Source organism: Alsobacter sp. R-9, assembly GCF_054612375.1.
This window is the reverse complement of sequence record NZ_JBTSWJ010000009.1, coordinates 12,853-27,873: the sequence shown is the minus strand read 5'-3', so window position 1 is coordinate 27,873 and position 15,021 is coordinate 12,853. Positions and strand designations below refer to the sequence as shown.

General features: G+C 71.9%; 18 protein-coding genes. 12 read left to right on the top strand and 6 right to left on the bottom strand.

Annotation, left to right across the window (positions count from 1 at the left end; translation table 11 throughout):
- Positions 1 to 16 precede the first annotated feature (16 nt).
- Genes ACX9GQ_RS15125 through hisB form a run of 6 tightly spaced genes read right to left on the bottom strand, consistent with a single transcriptional unit; the run spans position 17 to position 3,585 of the window.
- Complete coding sequence (locus ACX9GQ_RS15125) at positions 17 to 337, bottom strand: phosphoribosyl-ATP diphosphatase (RefSeq protein ID WP_459630392.1); 321 nt, start codon at positions 335 to 337, stop codon at positions 17 to 19.
- Positions 337 to 1,110, bottom strand: a complete 774-nt coding sequence (hisF, locus tag ACX9GQ_RS15120) for an imidazole glycerol phosphate synthase subunit HisF (protein ID WP_459630391.1) — start codon at positions 1,108 to 1,110, stop codon at positions 337 to 339. Before hisF ends, ACX9GQ_RS15125 begins: the two co-directional genes overlap by 1 nt.
- Positions 1,103 to 1,876 (bottom strand): 1-(5-phosphoribosyl)-5-[(5-phosphoribosylamino)methylideneamino]imidazole-4-carboxamide isomerase, encoded by a 774-nt coding sequence (gene hisA / locus ACX9GQ_RS15115; RefSeq protein WP_459630390.1) that lies wholly within the window; start codon positions 1,874 to 1,876, stop codon positions 1,103 to 1,105. The genes hisF and hisA overlap by 8 nt, the downstream gene beginning before the upstream one ends.
- Complete coding sequence (hisH, locus tag ACX9GQ_RS15110) at positions 1,864 to 2,514, bottom strand: imidazole glycerol phosphate synthase subunit HisH (RefSeq protein ID WP_459630389.1); 651 nt, start codon at positions 2,512 to 2,514, stop codon at positions 1,864 to 1,866. Before hisH ends, hisA begins: the two co-directional genes overlap by 13 nt.
- On the bottom strand, positions 2,511 to 2,990 hold the full coding sequence (locus ACX9GQ_RS15105) for a DUF2628 domain-containing protein (RefSeq protein ID WP_459630388.1): 480 nt from the start codon (positions 2,988 to 2,990) through the stop codon (positions 2,511 to 2,513). The genes hisH and ACX9GQ_RS15105 overlap by 4 nt, the downstream gene beginning before the upstream one ends.
- A 7-nt stretch (positions 2,991 to 2,997) precedes the next feature.
- Positions 2,998 to 3,585 carry an imidazoleglycerol-phosphate dehydratase HisB gene (gene hisB, locus ACX9GQ_RS15100; RefSeq protein ID WP_459630387.1) on the bottom strand — a complete coding sequence of 196 codons (588 nt, stop codon included), beginning with the start codon at positions 3,583 to 3,585 and terminating at the stop codon, positions 2,998 to 3,000.
- Between the two features lie 238 nt (positions 3,586 to 3,823).
- Between hisB and hslV the strand changes: the two genes are divergently transcribed.
- The 12 genes from hslV (at position 3,824) to miaB (ending at position 15,021) form a co-directional block, all read left to right on the top strand.
- Complete coding sequence (gene hslV / locus ACX9GQ_RS15095) at positions 3,824 to 4,393, top strand: ATP-dependent protease subunit HslV (RefSeq protein WP_459630386.1); 570 nt, start codon at positions 3,824 to 3,826, stop codon at positions 4,391 to 4,393.
- The gene (locus tag ACX9GQ_RS15090; RefSeq protein WP_459630385.1) at positions 4,390 to 5,409 is read left to right on the top strand and encodes a hypothetical protein; all 1,020 of its coding nucleotides are present in this window, start codon (positions 4,390 to 4,392) and stop codon (positions 5,407 to 5,409) included. Before hslV ends, ACX9GQ_RS15090 begins: the two co-directional genes overlap by 4 nt.
- Positions 5,410 to 5,413: 4 nt before the next feature.
- Positions 5,414 to 6,721: an ATP-dependent protease ATPase subunit HslU gene (gene hslU / locus ACX9GQ_RS15085; RefSeq protein WP_459630384.1), complete on the top strand. Its 1,308-nt coding sequence runs from the start codon at positions 5,414 to 5,416 to the stop codon at positions 6,719 to 6,721.
- A gap of 9 nt (positions 6,722 to 6,730) precedes the next feature.
- Complete coding sequence (murJ, locus tag ACX9GQ_RS15080) at positions 6,731 to 8,281, top strand: murein biosynthesis integral membrane protein MurJ (RefSeq protein ID WP_459630383.1); 1,551 nt, start codon at positions 6,731 to 6,733, stop codon at positions 8,279 to 8,281.
- Between the two features lie 93 nt (positions 8,282 to 8,374).
- On the top strand, positions 8,375 to 9,412 hold the full coding sequence (gene trpS, locus ACX9GQ_RS15075) for a tryptophan--tRNA ligase (RefSeq protein WP_459630382.1): 1,038 nt from the start codon (positions 8,375 to 8,377) through the stop codon (positions 9,410 to 9,412).
- Positions 9,413 to 9,533: 121 nt separating this feature from the next.
- Positions 9,534 to 10,031: a universal stress protein gene (locus ACX9GQ_RS15070; RefSeq protein ID WP_459630381.1), complete on the top strand. Its 498-nt coding sequence runs from the start codon at positions 9,534 to 9,536 to the stop codon at positions 10,029 to 10,031.
- A 211-nt stretch (positions 10,032 to 10,242) separates the two neighbouring features.
- The gene (locus ACX9GQ_RS15065) at positions 10,243 to 10,809 is read left to right on the top strand and encodes a NifU family protein (protein ID WP_459630380.1); all 567 of its coding nucleotides are present in this window, start codon (positions 10,243 to 10,245) and stop codon (positions 10,807 to 10,809) included.
- A gap of 88 nt (positions 10,810 to 10,897) precedes the next feature.
- Positions 10,898 to 11,506, top strand: coding sequence for a malonic semialdehyde reductase (locus ACX9GQ_RS15060; protein ID WP_459630379.1), 609 nt, complete (start codon positions 10,898 to 10,900; stop codon positions 11,504 to 11,506).
- 27 nt (positions 11,507 to 11,533) lie between these two features.
- On the top strand, positions 11,534 to 12,217 hold the full coding sequence (gene tsaB / locus ACX9GQ_RS15055; protein ID WP_459630378.1) for a tRNA (adenosine(37)-N6)-threonylcarbamoyltransferase complex dimerization subunit type 1 TsaB: 684 nt from the start codon (positions 11,534 to 11,536) through the stop codon (positions 12,215 to 12,217).
- A gap of 11 nt (positions 12,218 to 12,228) precedes the next feature.
- Entirely contained in the window at positions 12,229 to 12,720 is a 492-nt protein-coding gene (locus ACX9GQ_RS15050; protein WP_459630377.1) for a GNAT family N-acetyltransferase, read from the top strand.
- Positions 12,720 to 13,562: a lyso-ornithine lipid O-acyltransferase gene (gene olsA / locus ACX9GQ_RS15045; RefSeq protein ID WP_459630376.1), complete on the top strand. Its 843-nt coding sequence runs from the start codon at positions 12,720 to 12,722 to the stop codon at positions 13,560 to 13,562. Before ACX9GQ_RS15050 ends, olsA begins: the two co-directional genes overlap by 1 nt.
- A gap of 85 nt (positions 13,563 to 13,647) precedes the next feature.
- Entirely contained in the window at positions 13,648 to 15,021 is a 1,374-nt protein-coding gene (miaB, locus tag ACX9GQ_RS15040; protein WP_459630375.1) for a tRNA (N6-isopentenyl adenosine(37)-C2)-methylthiotransferase MiaB, read from the top strand.

Below are 15,021 nucleotides of genomic sequence, written 5' to 3'. Positions count from 1 at the left end.
GGCAGGCGCGGCCGGCTCACTCCGGCTTGCGCGATGCCTTCTCCTGGAGCCCGGACTGCGCGGTGCGCCGCCCCAGCTCGTCGAGGACATCCTGCAACGCCACGCCCCGGGCGCGAAGCACGACCAAGAGATGATAGAGCACGTCCGCGCTCTCCATCACCAGCGCCTTTCGATCGCCCTCGACGGCGGCAATGACCGCCTCCACCGCCTCCTCGCCCAGCTTCTTGGCGGCGTGGGCGGGACCCTTGGCGATGAGTTTCGCGGTGTAGGACTGCTCCGGCGACGCCTTGGCGCGCACCGCGAGGAAGGATTCGAGTTCGTCCAGCGTGAACGGCATCAGTCGAGCCTCACCGGGATGCCGGCCGCAGCCAGCCGCTCCTTGGCCTCCCGCACGGTGTGCTGGCCGAAATGGAAGATGGAGGCGGCGAGCACGGCGCTCGCGTGGCCCTCGGTGACCCCGGCGACCAGGTCGTCGAGCGTCCCGACGCCTCCGGACGCGATCACCGGCACGGGCACGGCGTCGGCGATGGCGCGCGTCAGGGCGACGTCGTAGCCCGACTTCGTGCCGTCCCGGTCCATGGAGGTGAGGAGGATCTCGCCGGCGCCGAGCTCGCAGACCTCCTCCGCGAAGGCGATGGCGTCGATGCCCGTCGGCTTGCGGCCGCCGTGGGTGAAGATCTCCCAGCGGCCCGGCTCGTCCGGCCCGGACACCCGCTTGGCGTCGATGGCGACGACGATGCACTGCACGCCGAACTTCTCGGCCGCCCGGCGCACGAACTGGCGGTCGTTCACCGCGGCCGTGTTGATCGAGACCTTGTCGGCCCCTGCCAGCAGCAGGGCGCGGATGTCGTCGACCGTGCGAACGCCGCCCCCGACCGTGAGCGGCATGAAGCAGGCCTCGGCCGTGCGTGTCACCACGTCCAGCAGGGTGCCGCGGTTCTCGTGGCTGGCGGTGATGTCGAGGAAGCAGAGCTCGTCGGCACCGGCCGCGTCATAGGCGATGGCGCTCTCCACCGGGTCGCCGGCATCGCGCAGCTCGAGGAACTGCACGCCCTTGACGACGCGCCCGTCCTTGACGTCGAGGCAGGGAATGACCCGGACCTTAAGCACGGACCCCTCCGGCGGCGGTGGCGGCCTGCGCCCGCGCGGCGATCAGCGCCAGCGCCTCGGCGGGGTCGAGCCGCCCGTCGTAGAGCGCCCGCCCCGTGATGGCGCCCTCCAGCACGGCGCAGTCCGGCTCCAGCAGGCGGCGCACGTCATCGATGGACGCGAGCCCGCCCGAGGCGATCACGGGAATGCCGACCGCGTGGGCCAGCGCCAGCGTCGCCTCGATGTTGAGACCCTTCAGGACGCCGTCGCGGGCGATGTCCGTGTAGACGATGGCGGCGACGCCGGCGTCCTCGAAGCGCCGGCCGAGATCCTCGGCCGACATCTCCGAGAGGTGCGCCCACCCTTCCACCGCCACGCGGCCGTCGCGCGCGTCGATGCCGACGGCGATCCGGCCGGGGAAGAGGCGGGCCGCCTCGCGGACGAAATCGGGGTCGCGGACGGCGGCCGTGCCGATGATGACGCGCCGCACCCCGCGCGACAGCCATCCCTCGACGGTCCGCATGTCGCGGATGCCGCCGCCGAGCTGGGTCGGCAGCCCCACGCGCGCCAGGATCGCCTCCACTGCCGCGGCGTTCATCGGCCGTCCGGCGAAGGCGCCGTCGAGGTCGACGAGGTGGAGCCACGGGAAGCCCTGCCGCTGGAAGGCCTCGGCCTGGGCGGCCGGATCGTCGTTGAAGACGGTGGCCTGCGCCATGTCGCCCTGCACGAGGCGGACGCAGCGGCCTTCCTTCAGGTCGATCGCGGGAAAGAGGATCACGGGCGCCACCTCAGGAAATTGGTGATGAGGGCGAGCCCGAGGGACTGGCTCTTTTCGGGATGGAACTGCGTGCCGGCGATGTTGTCGCGCCCGACGATGGCGGTGACGGTGCCGCCGTAGTCGGTCGTCGCCACCACGGTGGACGGATCGGCCGCCGCGAGGTGGTAGGAGTGCACGAAATAGGCGTGCCAGCCGGTCGGGCCGGTGGGAATCCCCGAGAGCAGGGCGTGATCCTGCTGCTTGTCGAGCGTGTTCCACCCCATGTGGGGGATCTTGAGCGCCGGATCGGACGGCTCGATCAGCACCACGTCGCCCGGGATCCAGCCGAGGCCCCGGCTGGTCACGTACTCGAGACCCCGCTCGGCCATGAGCTGCATGCCGACGCAGATGCCGAGGAACGGCCGGCCGCGGCGGCGAACGCTCTCCTCGAGCGCCTCGACCATGCCGGCGACGCCGTCGAGTCCGGCCCGGCAGTCGGCGAAGGCCCCGACGCCCGGCAGCACGACGCGCTCGGCGGCCAGGACGGCCTCGGGATCGCTGGTCACGACGACCGGCACCGAGAGGCCGGCCTCGCGCGCGGCCCGCTCGAAGGCCTTGTGCGCCGAGTGCAGGTTTCCGGACCCGTAGTCGATGATGGCGACGCTCATGGCCGCGGAGCCTCCGGGAAGAGGCCGAGCACCTGCGGCGCCGTCCCTCCCGGCACGGCGGCGGCGGGCCGCCCCCGCGACGCCGGAGGCGCGCCTGCGAGCCAGCGCTCGAAGAAGCGGCGGGAGGCCAGTTCCTCGTCCTCGCCGGCGACGACGTCGGCCAGGCGGTAGCCGCGTCGGCCGAGCGTCCAGCCACGCAGGTCCGGCGCCGCCACGGCCAGCGCCAGCCCCAGGAGCAGCTCACCGGCGACGAGCGTCCCGCCCGGCAGGTCGCCCAGCGCCACGACGGCCATCAGCGCCACGCTTGCGGCGAGGAAGACGAGCAGGGCAATCCAGGCGCGGTGGTAGAGAAGCCAGAGCACCGGGAACACCAGCGCCAGCCAGTGGAAGCCGTCCTTGACCAGCACGGCGCGGTCGAGCCCATCCGGCTGGCCGCGCTCGGCCTCCGCGGGGACGTGGACGAGATAGGTGGTCATGGCGCCCTCAGAGCGAGCCCTTGGTCGACGGAACCCGGTCGGCCTCCCGCGGATCGACGGACACCGCCTCGCGCAGCGCGCGGGCGAGGCCCTTGAAGCAGCTCTCGGCGATGTGGTGGTTGTTGTCGCCGTAGAGCGTCTCGACGTGCAGCGTGATGCCGGCGTTCATGGCGAAGGCCTGGAACCACTCGCGCACGAGCTCGGTGTCGAACGTGCCGATCTTGTCCCGGGTGAACGTCGTCCGGAAGACGAGGAAGGGCCGGCCGGAGATGTCGATGCTCACGCGTGTAAGCGTCTCGTCCATCGGCAGGTGGACGCTGGCATAGCGGCGGATGCCCTTCTTGTCGCCGAGCGCCTTGGCGAAGGCCTGGCCGAGCGCGATCCCGACGTCCTCGACGCTGTGGTGCTGGTCGACGTGCAGGTCTCCCGCGCAGGTGGCGGTGACGTCGAAGAGCCCGTGCCGCGCGAAGAGCTCGAGCATGTGGTCGAGGAAGCCCACCCCGGTCCCGATGCGGCACGACCCGGTTCCGTCGAGCCCGATGCTGACGGCGATGTCGGTCTCGGCGGTCTTTCGCGACAGGCTCGCGGAACGCATGTCACTCTCCTCGGGACGCCCGGACGGGGCGACAGGGCCGGCTTCTAGCAACTCGCGTGCCCGATGGCCACTGCCGCTGCCGCATGATTGGGCACGGTATGCGATAGCCCTGACGGACTCGTTGACGGCCGGCGCCCCCCGCGAGCGAGTGCCCATGAATCGGGCAGGGCTGCCGCCGCGTTGGTAATCGTCGCTCCGGTCGCCTACATCTGGGGCACCGATCGAAAAGGACCCGCCCATGGCTGAGCATGACGACGACCGGCGCTGGCGCGCCACCACCATCTGCATGGTGCGGCGCAACGGCCGGGTCGTCATCGGCGGCGACGGGCAGGTCAGCCTCGGCCAGACGGTGATGAAGGGGAACGCCCGCAAGGTCCGCCGGCTGGGGAAGGGCGACGTCATCACGGGGTTCGCCGGCGCCACCGCGGACGCCTTCACCCTCTTCGAGCGACTCGAGGGCAAGCTCGACCAGTATCCCGGGCAGCTCATGCGGGCCTGCGTCGAGCTGGCGAAGGACTGGCGCACCGACCGCTATCTGCGCCGCCTCGAGGCCATGCTGCTCGTCGCCGACCGCCAGGTGGGCCTGGTCCTCTCCGGCACGGGAGACGTGCTGGAGCCCGAGCAGACGGAGCACGGCAGCGCCGTCGCCATCGGATCCGGCGGCAACTACGCCCTCGCAGCCGCCCGCGCGCTCCTGCCGATGGGTCTCGAGGCGGAGGACATCGTCCGCCGCTCGCTGGGCATCGCGGCCGACATCTGCGTCTACACCAACCACAACGTCGTCATCGAGAGCCTCGCCACCGAATGACGCCCCTGCGCAAGGAGGACCTGACGGCCGCGGTGGAGGCGGGGATCATCTCCGCCCGCCAGGCGGACGCGCTGGCCGACTTCGCCGCAGGCCGGGCCGGGCGGGCGCGGCCCTCCGACGAGCGCTTCGTCATCCTGAACAACTTCAACGAGCTGTTCGTCGCCATCGGCCTCGTGCTGCTGGCGACGGCGGCGCATCTGGCGCTGCGTTTCGCGCCGCAGCCGCTGCCGTTCTACGCCGCCCTGGGCTTCGCGGTCCTGTCGTGGGGCATCGCCGAGGTCTTCGCCTTCCACCGGCCGATGATGCTGCCGGCCATCGTCGCGGCGCTGGCGGTATGTCTCTTCGCCGTCCAGGCGCTGACGCTGTCGGGCATCGCCATGCGCTTCAACGGCACGGCGATGCTCGGCTCCCTGTCGGTCTGGCAGGGGCAGGCGACGCTGATCGGCGGCCTGCTCGCCGTCGTGCTGCGTTTCCGGGTTCCGTTCCTGGTGCTGCCGCTGGCCGGGGCGGTCGCCGCCACGGTGACGATCGGCTCGGGCGACCTCGCCCTCCTCGTCGCTGGCCTGTGCGGCGTCGTGCTGCTGGTGCTGGCGGTGTGGTTCGACCTGCAGGATCCCGCACGACTGAAGCGGGCGAGCCAGTTCGCCTTCTGGCTCTACGTCGCCGGCTCGCCGCTCACCGTGCACCCGATCTTCCTGCTGGTGCTCGGCCTGCAGCAGGACGGCGGCGGCATCGCGCCGCTGACGATCCTCGCCATGGCGGCGGCCGTGACCCTGTTCGGCCTCGTCATGGATCGGCGCTCGCCGGTGATCTCGACGCTGGCCTACCTCGCCATCGCCTTCGGCACGACGCTGTCGAAGGCGGGCGGGAGCGGCGTCCTCGTCGTCGACAGCACCATGGCCATGATCGGCCTCTATGTCGTGCTGCTCGGCGTCGGCTGGCGCAGCGTCCGCCGCCTCCTGTTCCGCCTGCTCCCGGTGGGCAGGCTCTCCGACCGCCTCTCACCCGTAGCGTGACACCATGACCACCTTCTCTCCGCGCGAGATCGTCTCCGAGCTCGACCGCCACATCGTCGGCCAGCGCGACGCAAAGCGCGCCGTCGCCATCGCCCTGCGCAACCGCTGGCGGCGCCAGCAGCTGACCGGGACGATGCGCGAGGAGGTGCTGCCCAAGAACATCCTGATGATCGGGCCGACCGGCTGCGGCAAGACCGAGATCTCCCGCCGCCTCGCCCGCCTCGCCGGCGCCCCCTTCCTCAAGGTCGAGGCCACCAAGTTCACCGAGGTCGGCTATGTCGGCCGCGACGTGGAGCAGATCGTGCGCGACCTCGTGGAGGTCGGCATCGGGCTGGTGAAGGAGGCCAGGCGCAAGGACGTCGAGGCCCGCGCCCAGAAGGCCGCCGAGGAGCGCGTCCTCGACGCCCTCGTCGGGCCCGGCTCGAGCGCGGCGACCCGCGATGCCTTCCGCCGCAAGCTCCGGGCCGGCGAGCTCGACGACAAGGAGGTCGAGATCGAGCTCCAGCAGTCGGCCGGCGGGATGCCGATGTTCGAGCTGCCGAACATGCCCGGTGCCTCGGTGGGCGCCATCTCCATCGGCGACATCTTCGGCAAGGCGCTGGGCGGGCGCACCAAGACGCGCCGGACCACGGTCCGCGAGGCCTACGAGCCGCTGGTCGCCGAGGAGAGCGACAAGCTGCTCGACCAGGACCAGATCGTGGCGGAGGCCATCCGGCAGGTCGAGGACAACGGCATCGTCTTCCTCGACGAGATCGACAAGATCTGCGGCCGGGAGAACCGGGGCGGCGCCGACGTCTCCCGCGAGGGCGTCCAGCGCGACCTGCTGCCGCTCATCGAGGGCACCACGGTGTCGACCAAGCACGGCCCGGTGAAGACCGACCACGTGCTGTTCATCGCCTCGGGCGCCTTCCACGTCTCGAAGCCGTCCGACCTGCTGCCGGAGCTGCAGGGCCGGCTGCCGATCCGCGTCGAACTCTCTTCGCTGGACGAGAGCGACTTCCGCCGCATCCTCACCGACACCGAGGCGAGCCTCGTCAAGCAGTACGTGGCGCTCATGGCGACCGAGAACGTCACCCTGTCCTTCACCGACGACGCCATCGGGGCCATCGCCCGCACGGCGGTGCAGGTGAACGCCACGGTGGAGAACATCGGCGCCCGGCGCCTCCAGACGGTGATGGAGCGCATCCTCGACGACATCTCCTTCACCGCCGCCGACCGGGGCGGCGAGACGGTGACCATCGACGCCGCCTACGTGGAGAAGGCCGTCGGCGACCTCGCCCGCAACGCCGACCTGAGCCGCTTCGTGCTCTAAGGCCGGCCGGTGAAGGGGCGGGACCTCGGCCGCAGGACGGCCATCGTCAGCGCCGCTGCGGCCGCGTCGCGCGTCCTCGGCTTCGTGCGCGACGTGCTGCTGGCCGCCCTGCTGGGCTCCGGGCCCGTCGCCGACGCCTTCGTCGTGGCGTTCCGCATCCCCTCGCTCATCCGCCGCGTGCTGGGGGAGGGGGCGCTCAACGCCGGCTTCGTGCCGGTGGCGCAGCGGATCGAGGCCGAGGAAGGCCCCGCCGCCGCGGGGCGCTTCGCGGGGGAGGCCCTCTCCACCGTGGCATGGGCGCTGCTGCTGCTGACCGCGCTGGCGGAGGTCGTCGCCCCGTGGCTGGTGCTCGGCCTCGCCGGGGGCTTCGCCGACGATCCCGCGCGGCTCGACACCGCCACCCTCTATACCCGCCTGATGCTGCCGCTGGTCGCGGCGACCGTGTTGTCGGCCCTCGCGGCTGCCGTCCTCAACGCCGCGGGCCGCGTCGTGGCCGCCGCCGTGGCGCCGGTTGCGGTGAACGTCGTGCTCGTGGCGACGCTGCTCGTCCTCGGCCACCTCGACTGGCCGCCCGAGCGGCTCGGAACGGCACTCGCCGCCGCCGTCTCCGTGGCGGGGATCGTGCAGTGCCTCGTGCTCGTCCCGGCGCTCGCGGCTCTTCCCGCGCCGCCTCGGCCCGGGCGGCCGCGCCTCAGCCCGGAGGTGAGGCGGATGCTGGCGATCGGCCTGCCGGGGCTCGCCGTGGCCGCGGCCGGCCAGCTCGGCATTCTCGTCGCGACACAGGTCGCCTCGCACGAGCCCGCCGCGGTGGCTCGCCTCTACTACGCGGAGCGGCTCTTCGCGCTGCCGCTCGGCTTCGTCGCCGCGGGGGCGGGGGTGGTGCTGCTCCCGGAAATCGCCCGCCAGCTGAAGTCGGGCCTCGCCGTCGAGATGCTGGCGGCGCAGAACCGGGCGGTGGAATGGGCGCTGCTGCTGGCGCTGCCGGCCGCCGCGGCGCTCGTGGCGCTGGCCCAGCCGATCGTTTCCGTGCTATTCGAACGGGGCGCCTTCACGGCGCAGGACACCGCGGTCACCGCCGCCTGCCTCGCGGCGCTGGCCTGCGGGCTGCCGGCCGCCGCGGTGACACGGGTCGTGTCCCAGGCCTTCTTCGCCCGTGAATCGGTCCGGATTCCCGTGCTGGTGGCCGTCCTCTCCGTGGTGGCCACACTGGCTGTCGCGCTGGCGCTGGAACCTCGGCTCGGCGCCGCCGGCGTCGCGTGGGCCGTGACCGCGGGGGCATGGCTCAACGCGGCGGGGCTTCTCGTGCCGGCGGCCCGTCTCGGCTGGTACGAGGTGGACGAGCGGCTGGCGAGCCGGCTGCCGCGCATGGCGCTGGCGACGGCGGTCATGGCCTTGGTGGTGGGCGCGCTCGCGCTCGCGCTGGCGCCGTGGCTGCACGTTTCGGCGCCGATTCCGGCAAGGGCGGCAGTCCTGGGAGGTCTGTGCCTCTCCGGCCTCGTCGTGTACGCGGTCCTCGCGCTCGCCACCGGCGCGGTCCGCCGCGCCGACCTCGGCCGCTGACCGGCGCGCTGCGCCCTTGCGCTGCAGCGCCGCTGTTGCCATAAACCGCGGCCTTTTCCCCTCTCCACGGGGGATCCCATCCGGAGCAGAGCGATGACCGCCTTCCACCAGCGCGTCTTTTCGGGCGTCCAGCCCACGGGCAACCTTCACCTCGGCAACTACCTCGGCGCGATCCGCCGCTTCGTCGACCTTCAGGCGACGCACGAGTGCATCTACTGCGTCGTTGACATGCACGCGATCACGGTGGCCCAGGATCCGGCGGAGCTGACCGCCAACATCCGCGAGGTCACCGCGGCGTTCATCGCCTGCGGCATCGACCCGACGAAGCACATCGTCTTCAACCAGAGCCAGGTCGCCGAGCACGCCGAACTCGCCTGGGTGTTCAACTGCATCGCCCGCATCGGCTGGCTGAACCGGATGACCCAGTTCAAGGAGAAGGCGGGCAAGGACCGGGAGAACGCCTCGGTCGGGCTGTACGCCTATCCCACGCTGATGGCCGCCGACATCCTCGTCTACCGCGCCACCCACGTGCCGGTGGGCGAGGACCAGAAGCAGCACCTCGAGCTGTCCCGCGACATCGCGCAGAAGTTCAACAACGACTATGCCGCATCCATCGCGCGCGTCTGCAACGCGGAGGCCTTCTTCCCGCTGCCCGAGCCGCTGATCCAGGGCCCGGCGCCGCGGGTGATGAGCCTGCGCGACGGAACGAAGAAGATGTCGAAGTCGGACCCGTCCGACTATTCGCGCCTCACCTTCGCCGACGACGCCGACGCGATCGCCCAGAAGGTGCGCAAGGCGAAGACCGATCCGGAGCCGCTGCCGTCCGAGGTCGCCGGCCTGTCGGGGCGCCCGGAGGCCGAGAACCTCGTCACCATCTACGCCGCGCTCACCGACACGAGCCGCGAGGCGGTGCTGGCCCAGTTCGGCGGGTCGCAGTTCTCGACCTTCAAGAACGCCCTCGTCGACGTCGCCGTCGGCAAGCTCGGCCCGATCAGCGCCGAGATGAAGCGGCTGCAGGCCGATCCGGCCTACATCGACGGCGTGCTGCGCGACGGGTCCGAGCGCGCCCGCGCCATCGCCCGCCCGGTGATGGACGCCGTCAAGGACATCGTCGGCTTCATCCGGAGCTGACGGAAGGCTGCCGACCCGGGCGGAACTGGCCCGGAGCCTGCTTGTCCCGTCGAACCGCCCGCCGCCCACCCACGTTGTCGGCGGGCGGTGCAACGCCGACGCCACCGGAGCACGAGCGCGCATGACGGCCGCCCCTCGCCGCTGCTACGAACCTGGGCACCGCCCGAAATTCCTCGTCGTCGTCGACGAGACGCCCGAATGCGACCGGGCCGTCTACTACGCCGCCCGCCGCGCCGGGCGCATCGGGGCGGATCTCGTGCTGCTCTCGATCGCCGAGCCCGGCGAGTTCCAGCACTGGCTGGGGGTCGGCGAGGTCATGAAGGCCGAGGCCGAGGACGATGCCCGCCAGCGGCTCGAGGCGGCGGCCGCCCGCGCGCGCGCCGTCGCCGGCGTCGCCCCGCAGGTCGTCGTGCGGGAGGGCGAGGCCGCGGCCCAGATCACGGCGCTGATCGACGAGGACGAGGACATTTCCCTCCTGATCCTCGCCGCCGGGACGGGCAGCGACGGGCCGGGGCCCCTGGTATCGAGCCTCGCAGGCCGCGGAGCGGGCACCTTTGCCGTGCCCATCGCCATCGTCCCGGGTCACCTCACCGAGCGCGAGATCGACACCTTGTCCTGACCGGACCGGCGTCGACCGCGTCCTCTCGTCCGTCTTCGTTGCGCTCCGGCACCTTCTTCCGGACAAGGTGTCCCCGGAGGAGCGGATGAGGGGCGCGGGGCTGCCTCGCGGTCACGACGATTGATTCGCAACGCGATCCGCTCCACATACGGATTTGGCGAATTGCCCGTTCCACCGGCGGCCTTGAACCGCGCGCGTGAGGAGACCGACCATGTTCATCCAGACCGAAGCGACCCCGAACCCGGCAACCCTCAAGTTCCTGCCTGGCCGCACCGTCATGCCCGACGGGACGCTCGACATCCGGGACCGCCGCGCCGCCGAGCGCTCGCCGCTGGCCCGCCGCCTGTTCGAGGTCGCCGGCGTGACGGGCGTGTTCTTCGGCGCCGACTTCGTCACCGTGACGAAGGCGGAGGGTGAGTGGCAGCACCTGAAGCCCGCCATCCTCGGCGCGATCATGGAGCATTTCCTCTCTGGCGAGCCGCTGTTCGAGGGCGAGGCGGGCGCCGTGGCGGATGACGCCGACGGCGAGGAGTTCTTCGAGGACAAGGACGCCGGCACCGTCGCGACGATCAAGGAGTTGCTCGAGACCCGCGTGCGCCCGGCGGTGGCCGGCGACGGCGGCGACATCACCTTCAAGGGTTTCCGCGACGGCATCGTCTACCTGACGATGAAGGGCTCGTGCTCGGGCTGCCCGTCCTCGACGGCGACGCTGAAGCACGGCATCCAGAACCTGCTACGGCACTTCCTGCCGGACGTCCGCGAGGTCCAGGCGGTCTGAACCGCCTTCCGGATCGTATCCCTGGCCGCAGGCCCGCGTCCCGCCGGCGCGGGTCGTGCATGCCCGCCGGCCGTCCCGGAGACCCGCCATGCTCGACAAGACCGCCTCGCTGCCGCTGCCGGACGCCGCCCTGCGCCAGCTCTTCCTCGACGCGCGCACCCACAATGGCTGGTTGCCGAAGCCGGTCACCGAGGCGACGCTGCGCAGCCTCGCCGAACTGGTGAAGATGGGCCCGACCAGCGCCAACACCTGTCCCGCCCGGTTCGTCTTCGTGACGACGCCGGAAGGGAAGGAGCGCCTCAAGCCGCTGATGTCGGCAGGAAACCGGGACAAGACCATGGCGGCGCCGGTGACCGTGATCATCGGCATGGACATGGCGTTCTACGAGAAGATGCCGAAGCTCTTCCCGCACAATCCGGACGCGCCGAACTGGTTCAGGGGCAACCAGGCGTCGATCGACGAGAACGCGCTCCGCAACTCCTCGCTGCAGGGCGCCTACCTGATCATGGCGGCGCGCGCGCTCGGCCTCGATTGCGGCCCGATGGGCGGCTTCGACAAGGCGGGCGTCGACGCGGCCTTCTTCGCCGGCACGACAATCCGGTCGAATTTCCTCTGCAACCTCGGCTATGGTGACCCGGCGGCCCTGAAGCCGCGCCTGCCGCGCCTCGACTTCGAGGAATTCTGCAGCATCGCCTGAGGCACTGGCCTCGCCGGGAGGGGGTTCTTGCGCGTTCTCGCCATCGATACGGCGCTCGAAGCCTGCTCCGCCTGCCTCTACGACAGCGACACGGGCGAGGTCCTCGCCTCCGAGAGCCTCGCCATGGCACGCGGCCACGCCGAGGCCCTCGTGCCCATGATCGATCGCGTCGTTGGCGCGGTGGACGGCGGCTTCGAGGCACTGGACCGGGTGGGCGCCACCGTCGGGCCCGGCAGCTTCACCGGCCTTCGGGTGGCGATCTCGGCCGGACGGGCCGTGGCGCTCGCGGCGAACGTCCCCTGCGTCGGCGTGACGACGCTCGCCGCCTATGCCGCGCCGCTGATCGCCGCCGGCGTCGGCACGCTGGTCGCCTCGGCCATCGATGCACGCCATGGCGCGGTCTATTTCCAGGCGTTCGGACCCGCCGGCCGGACGATCGTGACGCCGCGGATCGTCTCGGTTCGCGATGCGGCGCGGCAGCTGGGGTCGGGAACGGTGCGGATCGCCGGCTCAGGCGCCTCCCTGCTGGCGGCGGAGGCGCGGGCCATCGGCCTCGAGGCGCAGGTCGAGGGCGAGACGCCCGCCCCCGACATCCTCTGGGTCGCCCGGCTCGCCGCCGCGGCGAGCCCCGCCCACGCCGAGCCCAAGCCTTTCTACCTGCGGCCCCCGGACGCCAAGCCGCAGGACCACGTGCGCGTGCCGCGCCGCTAGGACGGCCGCCGATGGCGCTGTCGGCCCTCTGGTCCTGGCTGAGCCGGCCCTCGCGCCCCTCCGTGCGCACGCTCTCCATGCGAGACGCCCCCCGCATCGCCACGCTTCACGCCCAGGGCTTCCACCATGCGTGGAGCACGTCGGACATCGAGGGAATGCTCGCGGACGACGCCGTTCTCGGGCTCGGAGCCGGGCGGGGCAGGGCCCTCGAGGGGTTCGTCCTGTCGCGCCGCGCCGCCGACGAGGCCGAGATCCTGACCATCGCCGTGGCGACGGGCGCCCGCCGCTCCGGCATCGGCCAGGCGCTGATGCTGGCCCACTTCGCGCAGCTCGCGGCGCGCGGCGTCCGCGCGCTCTTCCTCGAGGTCGACGAGGGAAACGTCGCCGCGCGCGCCCTGTACCGGCGCCTTGGCTTCGCCGAGGTCGGCCGCCGCAACGCCTACTACCGGCGCCCGGACGGCAGCAAGGCCACCGCGCTGGTGCTGCGCAGGCCCCTGACCTGATGGCCGGCCGGCTGCGCATCGCCTTCGTCCTCGCGGTGCTGGCGATCCTGCTGCCGCCGATGATGCTGCTCCAGTGGGTGTCCATCCGGCTCGGCTGGAGGCTCGCCCACACGCTTCCCGTGGCCTTCCACCGCCTCGCCTGCCGCCTCCTGCGCGTGCGCGTCGCGGTGGAGGGAGAGGCGGTCGCCGGCCGGCCGCTTCTGGTGCTCTCCAATCACACGAGCTGGCTCGACATCGTCGTCGTCTCGACGCTGGCCCCTCTGTCCTTCATCGCCAAGCGCGAGGTGGGGACCTGGCCCATCTTCGGCACGCTGGCCCGGCTCCAGCGGTCGATCTTCATCGACCGCACCCGGCGCAAGGGCGCGGCCGAGGCGAACCGGGAGATCGCCGAGCGGCTGGCGGGAGGCGATGCCATCGTGCTCTTCGCCGAGGGCACGACGGGCGACGGGCATCGCATCCTGCCGTTCCGCTCGGCCGTGGTCGGCGCCGCGCGCGACGCCATCGCCGAGGCCGGGCACACCGGCCACGTGCTGGTGCAGAGCCTGACCGTCGCCTATCCGCGCCGCGGCGGTCTGCCCGTCGGCCGCCGAGGCCGCGCGCTGATCGCCTGGCACGGCGACATGGACCTCGTTCCCCACCTCGCCGCCATCATCCGGGGAGAGCCCATCGACGCGGTGGTGGTGTGGGGCTCGACCCACGCCTTCGACGCGGAGTCCGACCGGAAGGCCGTGACCCGGGCCGCCGGGGCCGAGGTTCGCTCCACCTATTCGCGTCTCGTCAACGGCCTGCCACCGAGGGACGAGGAGGCGATTCGGGTTCTCTTGGACGCCGGAACCGTCTAAACAGCGTCTTTGAACGCATGGCAGGCTCGACCTGCCGGCAGGAGTGATTCGGTTGGCGCGGCCCGCGGGTCCGCACGGACGGGACATGACGAGCGCGACGAAGAAGGTCTACGTCAAGTCGTACGGCTGCCAGATGAACGTCTATGACGCGCAGCGCATGGCCGACGTCCTGGCGCCGGAAGGCTATGCCGAGACCGCCGAGATGGCGGACGCGGATCTCGTGGTCCTCAACACCTGCCACATCCGTGAGAAGGCTGCGGAGAAGGTCTATTCCGAGCTCGGCCGCGTCCGGGCCGTGAAGCGCGAGCGGGCGGAGGGCGGTCGCGACACGCGCATCGTCGTCGCCGGCTGCGTGGCCCAGGCCGAGGGCGGCGAGATCCTGCGCCGCGCCCGCGACGTCGACCTCGTCGTCGGCCCGCAGAGCTACCATCGCCTGCCGGCCCTGCTGGACGAGGCCGCGCGCGCCCCGGGCGTCGTGGATACGGACTTCCCGGCGGCGAGCAAGTTCGACGCCCTCCCGGCGCCGTCCGCCGAGAAGACGCTCGCCCGCGGCGTCACCGCCTTCCTCACGGTGCAGGAGGGCTGCGACAAGTTCTGCACGTTCTGCGTCGTGCCCTATACGCGCGGCGCCGAGGTGTCGCGCCCGGTCGACGCCATCGTGGCTGAGGCGGAGCGGCTCGCCGCGGCGGGCATCCGCGAGGTGACGCTGCTCGGCCAGAACGTCAATGCCTGGCAGGGCGAGGGCCCTGACGGGCCGTGGACGCTGGGGCGCCTGCTTGCGCGCGTCGCCGCGGTGCCCGGCATCGAGCGCCTGCGCTACACGACGAGCCATCCCCTCGACATGGGCGGGGAACTCATCGCCGCCCATCGCGATTTGCCGCAACTGATGCCCTACCTGCACCTGCCCGTGCAGTCCGGCTCGGACGTGATCCTCGATGCCATGAACCGCAGGCACACGCGCGACGACTACCGCCGGATCATCGAGGCGGTGCGGGCGGCGCGCCCCGACATCGCCCTGTCGTCGGACTTCATCGTCGGGTTCCCCGGCGAGACCGACCGGGACTTCGACGATACGATGCGCCTCGTCGAGGAGATCGGCTTCGCCTCCTCCTTCTCCTTCAAGTACTCCCCGCGGCCGGGCACGCCCGCGGCCGACCGGGGCGCCCAGCTGCCCGAGGCGGTGAAGTCCGAGCGCCTCGCCGCGCTGCAGGCGCTGCTCGACCGCCAGCAGAAGGCGTTCAACGCCGCGACCGTCGGCCGCGTCGTCGACGTGCTGCTGGAGAAGCCGGGCCGCCACCCCGGCCAGCTTGCCGGCAAGTCACCCTATCTGCAGGCCGTGCAGATCGACGGCGGGGACGCCGCGGTCGGCGACATCGTCCCCGTGCGGATCACCGCGACGGGTCCCAACAGCCTGTTCGGCGAGCGCGTCGACGCCGCGCCGCTTCGGGCCAGCGCATGA

Bases quoted from the DNA above. Each gene is read 5' to 3' on its own strand.
- ACX9GQ_RS15125 (WP_459630392.1), bottom strand. From the start codon at position 337: ATGCCGTTCACGCTGGACGAACTCGAATCCTTCCTCGCGGTGCGCGCC.
- hisH (WP_459630389.1), bottom strand. From the start codon at position 2,514: ATGAGCGTCGCCATCATCGACTACGGGTCCGGAAACCTGCACTCGGCG.
- ACX9GQ_RS15105 (WP_459630388.1), bottom strand. From the start codon at position 2,990: ATGACCACCTATCTCGTCCACGTCCCCGCGGAGGCCGAGCGCGGCCAG.
- hisB (WP_459630387.1), bottom strand. From the start codon at position 3,585: ATGCGTTCCGCGAGCCTGTCGCGAAAGACCGCCGAGACCGACATCGCC.
- hslV (WP_459630386.1), top strand. From the start codon at position 3,824: ATGGCTGAGCATGACGACGACCGGCGCTGGCGCGCCACCACCATCTGC.
- ACX9GQ_RS15090 (WP_459630385.1), top strand. From the start codon at position 4,390: ATGACGCCCCTGCGCAAGGAGGACCTGACGGCCGCGGTGGAGGCGGGG.
- hslU (WP_459630384.1), top strand. From the start codon at position 5,414: ATGACCACCTTCTCTCCGCGCGAGATCGTCTCCGAGCTCGACCGCCAC.
- trpS (WP_459630382.1), top strand. From the start codon at position 8,375: ATGACCGCCTTCCACCAGCGCGTCTTTTCGGGCGTCCAGCCCACGGGC.
- ACX9GQ_RS15070 (WP_459630381.1), top strand. From the start codon at position 9,534: ATGACGGCCGCCCCTCGCCGCTGCTACGAACCTGGGCACCGCCCGAAA.
- ACX9GQ_RS15065 (WP_459630380.1), top strand. From the start codon at position 10,243: ATGTTCATCCAGACCGAAGCGACCCCGAACCCGGCAACCCTCAAGTTC.
- ACX9GQ_RS15060 (WP_459630379.1), top strand. From the start codon at position 10,898: ATGCTCGACAAGACCGCCTCGCTGCCGCTGCCGGACGCCGCCCTGCGC.
- ACX9GQ_RS15050 (WP_459630377.1), top strand. From the start codon at position 12,229: ATGGCGCTGTCGGCCCTCTGGTCCTGGCTGAGCCGGCCCTCGCGCCCC.
- olsA (WP_459630376.1), top strand. From the start codon at position 12,720: ATGGCCGGCCGGCTGCGCATCGCCTTCGTCCTCGCGGTGCTGGCGATC.
- miaB (WP_459630375.1), top strand. From the start codon at position 13,648: ATGACGAGCGCGACGAAGAAGGTCTACGTCAAGTCGTACGGCTGCCAG.